The 9,484-nt window shown below is 62.5% G+C and carries 7 protein-coding genes; 5 read left to right on the top strand and 2 right to left on the bottom strand.

Going from position 1 to position 9,484, the window contains the following annotated elements:
• Positions 1 to 225 precede the first annotated feature (225 nt).
• Positions 226 to 1,419: a M20 aminoacylase family protein gene (locus VG320_RS06280; protein ID WP_327199272.1), complete on the bottom strand. Its 1,194-nt coding sequence runs from the start codon at positions 1,417 to 1,419 to the stop codon at positions 226 to 228.
• 180 nt (positions 1,420 to 1,599) lie between these two features.
• Between VG320_RS06280 and VG320_RS06275 the strand changes: the two genes are divergently transcribed.
• Both VG320_RS06275 and VG320_RS06270 read left to right on the top strand, forming a co-directional pair.
• Complete coding sequence (locus VG320_RS06275) at positions 1,600 to 3,678, top strand: molybdopterin oxidoreductase family protein (protein WP_327199271.1); 2,079 nt, start codon at positions 1,600 to 1,602, stop codon at positions 3,676 to 3,678.
• A 149-nt stretch (positions 3,679 to 3,827) separates the two neighbouring features.
• Positions 3,828 to 5,501, top strand: coding sequence for a long-chain fatty acid--CoA ligase (locus VG320_RS06270; protein ID WP_327199270.1), 1,674 nt, complete (start codon positions 3,828 to 3,830; stop codon positions 5,499 to 5,501).
• A 111-nt stretch (positions 5,502 to 5,612) separates the two neighbouring features.
• Here VG320_RS06270 and VG320_RS06265 read toward each other — a convergent pair whose 3' ends face one another.
• A complete protein-coding gene (locus tag VG320_RS06265) occupies positions 5,613 to 6,788 on the bottom strand; it encodes a porin (RefSeq protein ID WP_327199269.1) in 1,176 nt (391 codons plus the stop codon).
• Between the two features lie 337 nt (positions 6,789 to 7,125).
• Between VG320_RS06265 and coq7 the strand changes: the two genes are divergently transcribed.
• The 3 genes from coq7 to rsmH all read left to right on the top strand — a co-directional run.
• Entirely contained in the window at positions 7,126 to 7,818 is a 693-nt protein-coding gene (coq7, locus tag VG320_RS06260) for a 2-polyprenyl-3-methyl-6-methoxy-1,4-benzoquinone monooxygenase (protein WP_103707273.1), read from the top strand.
• A 411-nt stretch (positions 7,819 to 8,229) separates the two neighbouring features.
• On the top strand, positions 8,230 to 8,658 hold the full coding sequence (mraZ, locus tag VG320_RS06255) for a division/cell wall cluster transcriptional repressor MraZ (RefSeq protein ID WP_027818006.1): 429 nt from the start codon (positions 8,230 to 8,232) through the stop codon (positions 8,656 to 8,658).
• A gap of 31 nt (positions 8,659 to 8,689) precedes the next feature.
• Positions 8,690 to 9,484: 16S rRNA (cytosine(1402)-N(4))-methyltransferase RsmH (rsmH, locus tag VG320_RS06250; RefSeq protein WP_327199268.1), on the top strand; the 795-nt coding region annotated here is incomplete at its 3' end.

Raw genomic sequence — 9,484 nt, 5'->3', positions numbered from 1 at the left:
CCGAACAGGACCGTGAAACAGCTCCACGCCGATGATAGTGCGGATTGCCCGTGTGAAAGTAGGTAATCGTCAGGCTCCTTATGCAGTACGTCCAGAACCCCGGTTTCTCCGAAAGAGAGCCGGGGTTCTGGCGTTTGGGCGCGGGAAGCCCACACGCACAACGAAGCAGACAAAAAAGCCGTCCCGGGGGACGGCTTTTTTGCATTCAACAATCCTGCAAACCAATCACTTCTGCGCGAGAAATTTCGTCGTCAACTGCACCCAGTACGAAGAGCCAACCGGTAGCAACTGATCGTTGAAGTCATAGCTCGCGTTATGCAGCATGCACGGGCCAGCGCCGTGCCCGGCGTCGCGATGTCCGCCATCGCCATTGCCAAGAAACGCGTAGCACCCGGGCTTTTCCAGCAGCATGAACGAGAAGTCTTCGGCGCCCATGGTCGGCTCGACGTGATCGTCGACACGATCGGCGCCCACGACTTCCCGCATCACCTCCGCCGCAAACTGCGCTTCCGCGCTGCTATTCACCGTCGGCGGATAATTGCGCAGGAAACTCACTTCGACGGAGCAGTCATACGCTTCGGCCGTGTTTTGCGCGATCTTGCGCAACCGCGCTTCAATCAGATCGAGTGTTTCCGTAGTGAACGTGCGCACCGTCCCCGCGAGCCAGGCGGTATTGGGCACCACGTTGACCGCGTCGCCGGCATGAATCTGCGTGATCGACAGCACCGCGGTATCGAGCGGCTTCTTGTTGCGCGTGATGATGCTCTGCAGTCCATTGGCGATCTGCACCGCGGTAAAGACCGGGTCGCGCCCGTTGTGCGGCAGCGCGGCATGCGAGCCGACACCGCTGATATCGATACGAAATTCGTTGCTCGACGCCATAATCGGTCCTTCGGTCACGCCGAAGAAACCAGCTGGCATGCCCGGCCAGTTGTGAATACCGAATACCGCATCGACGGGAAAGCGCTCGAACAGACCATCCTTGATCATGGCCTTGGCGCCGGCGCCGCCTTCTTCTGCAGGCTGGAAAATGAAGACGACGGTGCCGTCGAACTGTCCATGCTGCGCAAGATATTGCGCCGCGCCCAGCAGCATCGCGGTATGTCCATCATGGCCGCACGCATGCATCTTGCCGTCATTGTGCGAGCGATGATCGAACGTGTTGAGTTCCTGAATGGGCAGCGCATCCATGTCGGCGCGCAGTCCGATCGAGCGTGTGCCGTTACCGCGTTTAAGCACGCCGACCACGCCTGTTTTCCCCAGTCCCCGATGCACCTCGATGCCCCATTCCTCAAGCTTCGAGGCAACGAGCTCAGAAGTGCGGGTCTCTTCGTATCGCAGTTCGGGATGGGCGTGGATCGTTCGTCGTAGCCCCTGGATTTCGCCCTGGGCGGCCTGGATTTCCGGGATCAGTTTCATGGCTGACTCGTAGCTGGCAATGCGCAGAATAGGAGCGCCCGCCACTTCTGATGGCGGGCGTAGTCAGGCCATTTTACGCCCACGGTTTTTTTTCGCAGCAAGCGGCGGGGCACGCAGCAGCGGCGTGCGCCGAACATAATAGAATCACGCCATCGATAGCCCCTTGCCACACGAATCCCCATGAACGCCCGAGCCGAATTTGCCCGCGCAGTCTGTCCCCACGACTGCCCCGACACCTGCGCGATGCGCGTCACCGTCGAGAACGGCCGGGCGATCAAGGTGAGCGGCGACCCTGAGCATCCGCCGACACAAGGCGTGCTTTGCACCAAGGTCACACGCTACGCCGAACGCGTGCACCATCCGAAGCGCCTGACGCAGCCGATGAAGCGCGTCGGCGCCAAGGGAGAAGGGCGTTTCGAGCCAATCAGCTGGGACGAGGCCTGCGCAATCGCGGCCGCGCGCCTGGGCGAGATTGCGCAGCGCGCGCCCGAAGCGATCCTGCCATACAGCTACGCGGGCACGATGGGACTGGTGCAGGGCGACAGCATCGCGCAGCGCTTCTTCCACAAGCTCGGCGCATCGCGGCTCGATCGTGCGATCTGTGCGGCGGCGGGCGCGGCGGGTCTGCGCTACACCTACGGTTCGAGCCTCGGCATGCTTACCGAGCATTTCGCCGAAAGCGAAGTGATCCTGATCTGGGGCGCCAATCCAATCGCCTCGAACCTGCATTTCTGGACTCGCGCGCAGGAAGCCAAGCGCAACGGTGCGAAGCTGATCGCGATTGACCCGTATCGCTCGCTCACCGCCGAAAAATGCCATCAGCACATCGCGCCGAAGCCCGGCACCGATGGCGCACTCGCGCTCGGCATGATGCACGTGCTGATCACCGAAGACCGGCTCGATCACGAATACATCGCGGCGTACACGCACGGCTACGAGCAACTGAAGGCGCGCGCGCTCACCTACACGCCCGCGCGCGTGGCGCAGATCTGCGGCATCGAAGAACAAACCATCGTCGATCTCGCGCGCCTCTACGCGTCCACGCGCAAGGTGGCGATCCGCATGAACTACGGCCTGCAGCGCGTGCGCGGCGGTGGCAACGCAGTGCGCGCGATTGCCTGCCTGCCCGCCCTGACGGGCGCGTGGCGCGACCGCGCGGGCGGCGTGCTGCTGTCCTCGTCGGGTTGGGCGCCTGTCGATGCGAACGCGCTCCAGCGTCCTGACCTGATTCCTGGCTGGCCTAAGCATCAGCCGCGCGTCGTCAACATGAACCAGATCGGCGATGCGCTCACGCACGCGGGCGACGCCCAGTTCGGCCCGAAGATCGAGGCGATCGTCGTCTACAACTCGAACCCGGTGGCGGTCGCGCCGGATTCGGGGAAGGTCGCGGCGGGCTTCGCGCGCGAGGATCTCTTCACGATCGTGCTGGAGCAATTCCAGACCGATACCGCCGACTACGCCGATCTTTTGTTGCCCGCGACGACCCAGCTCGAGCATCTGGACGTCCACAAGTCCTACGGCCACACGCACGTCATGGCGAATCTGCCCGCCATCGCGCCGGTGGGCGAGGCGCGCCCGAATACGGAAATCTTCCGCTCGATCGCACGCGCCATGAACCTGACCGAACCGGCGCTGTTCGAAAGCGACGAAGAAGTGGCCGCGCGCGCCTTCGACTGGAGCGACCCCGCGTTCAACGGCGCTGACTGGTCGACGCTCAAAGAGAACGCGTGGCTCAAGCTCGACATCGCCGATGCTCCGTTCGCCCAGGGCGGTTTCCGCACGCCCACAGGCAAGTGCGAGTTTTACAGCGAAGCCCTCGCGAAAGCCGGACTCGATCCGCTGCCGGACTACCTGCCGCCCTACGAATCGGCCGATCACGCGCCCGAACTGGCCGCGCGTTATCCGCTCGCGATGATCTCGCCGCCCGCGCGCAACTTCCTGAACAGCACCTTCGTCAACGTCGAAAGCCTGCGCGCGACCGAAGGCGAGCCGCACGTCGATCTCAATCCCGCCGATGCCGCACAGCGCAACATCGCCGACGGCGATCAGGTGCGCGTATTCAATGATCGCGGTTCGATGCGTGCGCGCGCACGCGTTTCCGAGCGCGCCCGCGCGGGCCTCGTCGTGGGTCTGTCGATCTGGTGGAAGAAGCTCGCGCCGGATGGCCGCAACGCCAACGAAGTGACGAGTCAGGCGCTCACCGATCTGGGCGGCTCGGCCACCTTCTACGACTGCCTCGTCGAAGTCGAGCGCGCGTAAACCCTTAACCCGTCACGGAAAAATTGTCCCCTCGCGTATTTCGAGGGGGCTTTCTAACTCGCTGTTTCGCGGCAGAAATGCGCCAGGCGCATGCTACGATCGGCGTTTTAGCACGACCATTCGAAAAATACCTGAGGAGGAGACGCCGCATGGATAAAGTCTGGCTGAAATCGTACCCGCCCGGCGTGCCCGCGGAAATCGACGCGAGCCAATACGCGTCCATCACGGCGTTGCTCACGGAGAGCTTCAACGCCAACCGTTCGAAGCCCGCCTTCGCGTGCATGGGCAAGACGCTCACTTACGGTCAGCTCGACGAACTCTCGAAGCGGCTCGCTGCGTGGTTCCAGTCGCGTGGTATCGAGCGCGGCGCGCGCATCGCCATCATGATGCCGAACGTGCTGCAATATCCCGTCGCGCTCGCCGCGATCCTGCGCGCGGGCTATGTGGTCGTGAACGTGAACCCGCTTTATACGCCGCGCGAACTTGAACATCAGCTCAAGGACAGCGGCGCCGAAGCGATCATCATCCTCGAAAATTTCGCCAATACGCTCGAAGCCGTGATCGCGCAGACACGCGTGAAGCACGTCGTGGTGGCGTCGATGGGCGATCTGCTCGGCGCGAAGGGCTTCATCGTCAATTTCGTGGTGCGTCGCGTGAAGAAGATGGTGCCCGCGTGGAGCCTGCCGGGCCATGTGCGCTTCAACGATGCGATCGCGGCCGGTGCGCGCTCGACCTTCAAGCCCGTGGAGCAGACGCCCGACGACGTCGCGTTCCTCCAGTACACGGGCGGCACGACCGGCGTGTCGAAGGGCGCGACGTTACTGCACCGCAATCTGATCGCCAATGTGCTGCAATCGGCCGCGTGGACCGAGCCCGCGCTCGCGCGCCTGCCGGCTGGCACCCAGCCGGTGACGGTCGCGGCGCTGCCGCTTTATCACGTGTTCGCGCTCACCGTTTGCGGCCTGCTGACGATGCGCACGGGCGGCCTCGCGGTGCTGATTCCGAATCCGCGTGACATCGCCGGCATGATCAAGGAACTGCACGGCTATTCGATCACGACGTTCCCGGCCGTCAACACGCTCTACAACGCGATCCTCAACCATCCCGATTTCGACAAACTCGACTTCTCGCATCTGCTGGTCGCCAACGGCGGCGGCATGGCTGTGCAGGAAGCCGTGGCGAAGCGCTGGTACGAGCGCACCCAGACGCCGATCGTCGAAGGCTACGGTCTGTCGGAAACGTCGCCCAGCGTCACCTGCAATCCGACCACGGCGACCGAGTACACGGGCACCATCGGCCTGCCGCTGCCGTCCACGGAAATTTCGATTCGCGACGATAGCGGCAACGAACTGCCGGTCGGCGAAGCAGGCGAGATCTGCATCCGCGGCCCGCAGGTGATGGCGGGTTACTGGCAGCGTCCGGAAGAGACGGCCAAGGTCATGACCGCCGACGGCTTCTTCAAGTCCGGCGATGTGGGCGTGATGAACACGCGCGGCTATGTGAAGCTTGTTGACCGCAAGAAGGACATGATCCTGGTGTCGGGCTTCAACGTCTATCCGAACGAAGTCGAGGACGTGGTCGCCAAGCTGCCGGGCGTATTCGAAGTCGCTGCGGTGGGCGTGCCCGACCAGCACTCGGGCGAAGCGGTCAAGCTCTACATCGTGCGCAAGGACCCGGCTCTCACTGACAAGGACGTGTTCGACTACTGCAAGACGCAGCTCACCGGCTACAAGCGTCCGAAGCTCATCGAATTCCGCAGCGACCTGCCGAAGAGCAACGTCGGCAAGATTCTGCGCCGTGAACTGCGCGACGGCCGCGCCTGAGCGTTCCGGTTGAATCACCATGAAGGCCTGCCCGCGAGGGCAGGCCTTTCTTTTTGCGGCAAAGAAAAAGGGCACCCGAAGGTGCCCTTGAGATTGAAACGGCTGTTCTTCTTAGAACTTGTGGCGGATACCGACGCGCGCCGTGAACTGGTTCTGGTTCGACGAACCGGTCAGGTTGTTGATGTTTGCGGTGGCTGCGACGGTCTCGCCAGCGGCGTTGATCGTGTCTCCCAGTGCGTGCTGGTAGACGCCCGTGATGTAGACGTCGGTGCGCTTGGACAGGAAGTAGTCCACGCCGACTGCGCCCTGGTGATACTGGGCGCGCGAGCCGCCGTTGATCGACACGCCGCGCGTGTAGTCGTAGGCCGCACCGACCAGCAGAGCCGGGGTCAACTGATACTTGAAGTTGACTTCGGCGTTGTTGAACGTTGCCGACTGGCCCTTATAGGCGGCGAGCGCGTAGGTCGAGCCCAGGTTCGCGAAGCGGATGTTCGAGTACGTGATACCGAACGTGGCTGCGCCGAACGTGTAGGCACCGCCCGCACCGATCACCTGGTACGTATTGGCCGACGTGAAGCCTGAGTAGACCGACGAAGTCACGGCGGCGTTGGCCGCTGCTGCGGTGCCGCCATTGTTGAACAGGCCGCCCGATGCTGCCGGCGTGCGTGCGTTCAAGTAAGCGAGACCGAGGGACAGCGGGCCGTTGTTATAGCCTGCACCGACCGAGAAGATCTGATTGTGCGAGAAGTCGCCGGCCGTGCCGCCGAAGCTGTACGTGCCGCCGAAGGTCAGGCCAGCGTAGTTGGCGCTGGTGTACTTGACCGTGTTGTTCGTACGGTACGCGTTGTTGAAGTTGTCGATGTCGCCCGGGTGAGCAGCGATGTAGCCGCCCCACTGGTCGCCGGCTTCGAGCGGGCCGACGTAGTCGACCACGGAGTCGTACTGGCGACCCAGCGTGACCGAGCCGAACTGGGCGCTGTTCAGGCCCACGTAGGCCTGACGGCCGAACATCAGGCCACCCTGGCCGAGCTTGCCGTTGTTCACGTCGAAGCCGTTTTCGAGCACGAAGATCGCCTTCAGACCGCCGCCCAGGTCTTCAGCACCACGCAGACCCCAACGGCTACCCTGCAGTTCGCCGCTCGACAGGTTGTACAGGTGCTTGCCGCCCGAGTTCGTATTGATGTTGAAACCTTCGTCGATGATGCCGTACAGCGTGACGCTGCTCTGAGCGTGGGCGACGCCCGCGAACGCACCCATCGCGGCGAGCGCGAGAAGCGACTTCTTCATTGAATGATCTCCAGTGTTTGACAGCTTTTATGCGTCTTTTTACAAGGCCTGTTTATTTGTCTTGCGGTGGCCTTGGTATCGAACTTCGCGAGAAGTTGACACGTAATGTAACAAAAGGGTTATGGCCCACAAAGGAAAAGCCAGGCGCACCTAAGTACCTGTTTCGTTTACACAACATGGTCTAGAATATGCGCCTGGATATCGGCGCAGCCCCTTATTGACGGGCCTGCGCGTGTTCCTGTAGCGACTTTGAACGGCCGGTCGGTCGGCCTTTCAGGGGCGCTTCAGGCGGTCCTTTTAAGTGGTCCGTTTTGCCGTGCGCACGGAGGAAGGCTGGATGATGTTTGACGAATTGATTACCGAATTCGATCGCGGTTTGCGCTCGATCACTGGCGTGTCGCGCATGTCGCGGCCGATGCCACAACCGTCCCCCGACGCCGTGTCCGCGCAGGTCGCGACCGCCGACGCCGCGGTGGCCACGGGCGGCGCCGTCGCGGCGACGCTGCCCGGCGAACTCACGCCCGCCGAACGCACGCATGCAGCCGGTCTTATGCGCGTGAATCACGTCGGCGAGGTGTGCGCGCAGGCGCTGTATCAGGCGCAGAAACTCGCGACGCGTTCGCCCACGCTCAAGGCCGCGTTCGAGCAGGCCGCGCGCGAGGAAGAAGACCATCTCGCCTGGACGGCGCGCCGTCTGGAAGCGCTCGACTCGCGGCCCAGCCTGCTCAATCCGCTCTGGTACGCCGGGGCGCTGGCGATCGGCCTCGCGGCAGGCCGTCTGGGCGACAAGGTGAGCCTGGGCTTCATGGCGGAAACCGAACGCCAGGTCGAACATCACCTCGACAGCCACCTCGACGCGTTGCCGCCCGCCGACCTCGAATCGCGCGCAATCGTCGAACAGATGCGTACCGACGAAATCGCCCACGCGAAGTCGGCCACGGATCTGGGCGGTATCGAACTGCCGCTGCCGTTGCGCTCGCTCATGCGTGCCGCATCGAAGGTCATGACCCGCACGGCTTACTATATTTAAGCTCTAGTTTGAGACGTGGACACGGACCGGTATGCTTCACCGGTCCGCTGTTTTATGCCGTTCTCAAACGCTTTCCACATCTTTCAGACGCCCGGTTTAATCCCTCCCCAGCCCCCGCACCATCGCGGTTTTCCCCGCGCATTTCACAAATCACCTTCACAACCTGCGTTAGCTCATTCATTCATAACGGTTTTTGGTTTTAGTGCCGACTTGAGCAGGTGCCGCTAAGTCCTTGTTCTAGCGGATAAATTTCGTCAAAAAACGTGCGGCCCACCTTGACCCTCGAAAGGCGTTCCTCTAAAGTGGGAGACAGTGTGAGAAAGTGTATTTTTGTGTGATTTCAGAGATGTATTCGGGTAAATTTCCTGAGATTTAGACGGGCGGCGAGCGGCGCCGCGCAAGGGGAGCGAAGTGTTCCAGGGGGCGTCGGCGCTAACACTCGATGCGAAAGGACGGATGTCGATTCCGTCGCGCTATCGGGACGCGCTGCAACAACAGGCAGAAGGCCGGGTGACGATCACCAAGCACCCGGACGGCTGCCTGTTGCTATTTCCGCGCCCCGAATGGGAAGTGTTCCGCGCGAAAGTCGCAGCCTTGCCGATGGACGCCCACTGGTGGCGCCGCATCTTTCTAGGCAACGCGTCCGACGTCGATCTCGACAGCGCGGGCCGTGTGCTCGTCTCACCCGAATTACGTCTTGCAGCGGGAATGGAAAAGGAAGTCATGCTGCTTGGCATGGGTAGTCATTTTGAGTTGTGGGATGCGCAGACCTACGCCGCGAAGGAACAGGCGGCGATGGCTCAAGGCATGCCCGACGCCTTGAAGAATTTCACGTTCTGATCGCGGGTAAAAAAACGCTATGGCATCTGCGATGGGACAAGGATTGCAGCATCGCACGGTGCTGCTCGATGAAGCGGTCGATGCGCTCGTCACGCGCGCGGACGGCGTCTATGTAGACGGCACGTTCGGGCGCGGCGGCCACAGCCGCGCCGTGCTCGGCCGGCTCGCGGAAGGCGGCCGGCTGATCGCGTTCGACAAAGATCCGCTGGCGATCGCCACCGCCGAACAGGTGGGCGACGCGCGGTTCTCGATCGTGCACGAAAGTTTTGCTTCACTGCGCGACGCTCTGGCCGAGCGCGGGGTAGGGCGTGTGTCGGGTGTGCTGCTGGACCTGGGCGTGTCGTCGCCGCAAATCGACGACCCGGAGCGGGGCTTCAGCTTTCGCGCCAATGGTCCGCTCGACATGCGGATGGACCCGACGCGCGGCGAGTCCGCTGCAGACTGGCTCGCGCGGGCCACGGTGCAGGAACTGACGGAGGTGATTCGAGATTATGGGGAAGAACGGTTTGCTTTTCAGATTGCAAAGGCGCTTGTTGCTCGCCGGGCAGAGTCCGACCGTCTCGGGCCTCTCGACAGCACGGGCGAGCTTGCCCAAATCGTGGCTAACGCCGTCAAAACCCGTGAGAAGGGTAAGGACCCGGCAACCCGCACCTTTCAGGCTATACGGATTCACGTCAATCAAGAGCTTGCGGAGCTGCAAGTCGTTTTAGACGCAGCGCTGTCGTTGCTGGAGCAAGGGGGGCGGCTGGTGGTCATCAGCTTTCATTCGCTCGAGGACCGGATCGTCAAACGATTCATGCAGGCGCACGCGAGCGCGCCTGCGGTC

The sequence above is a fragment of the Paraburkholderia sp. genome (assembly GCF_035948235.1).
Lineage (GTDB): Bacteria > Pseudomonadota > Gammaproteobacteria > Burkholderiales > Burkholderiaceae > Paraburkholderia.
Note: the sequence above shows the minus strand (reverse complement) of the source record. Positions and strands in the feature narration are given on the sequence as shown.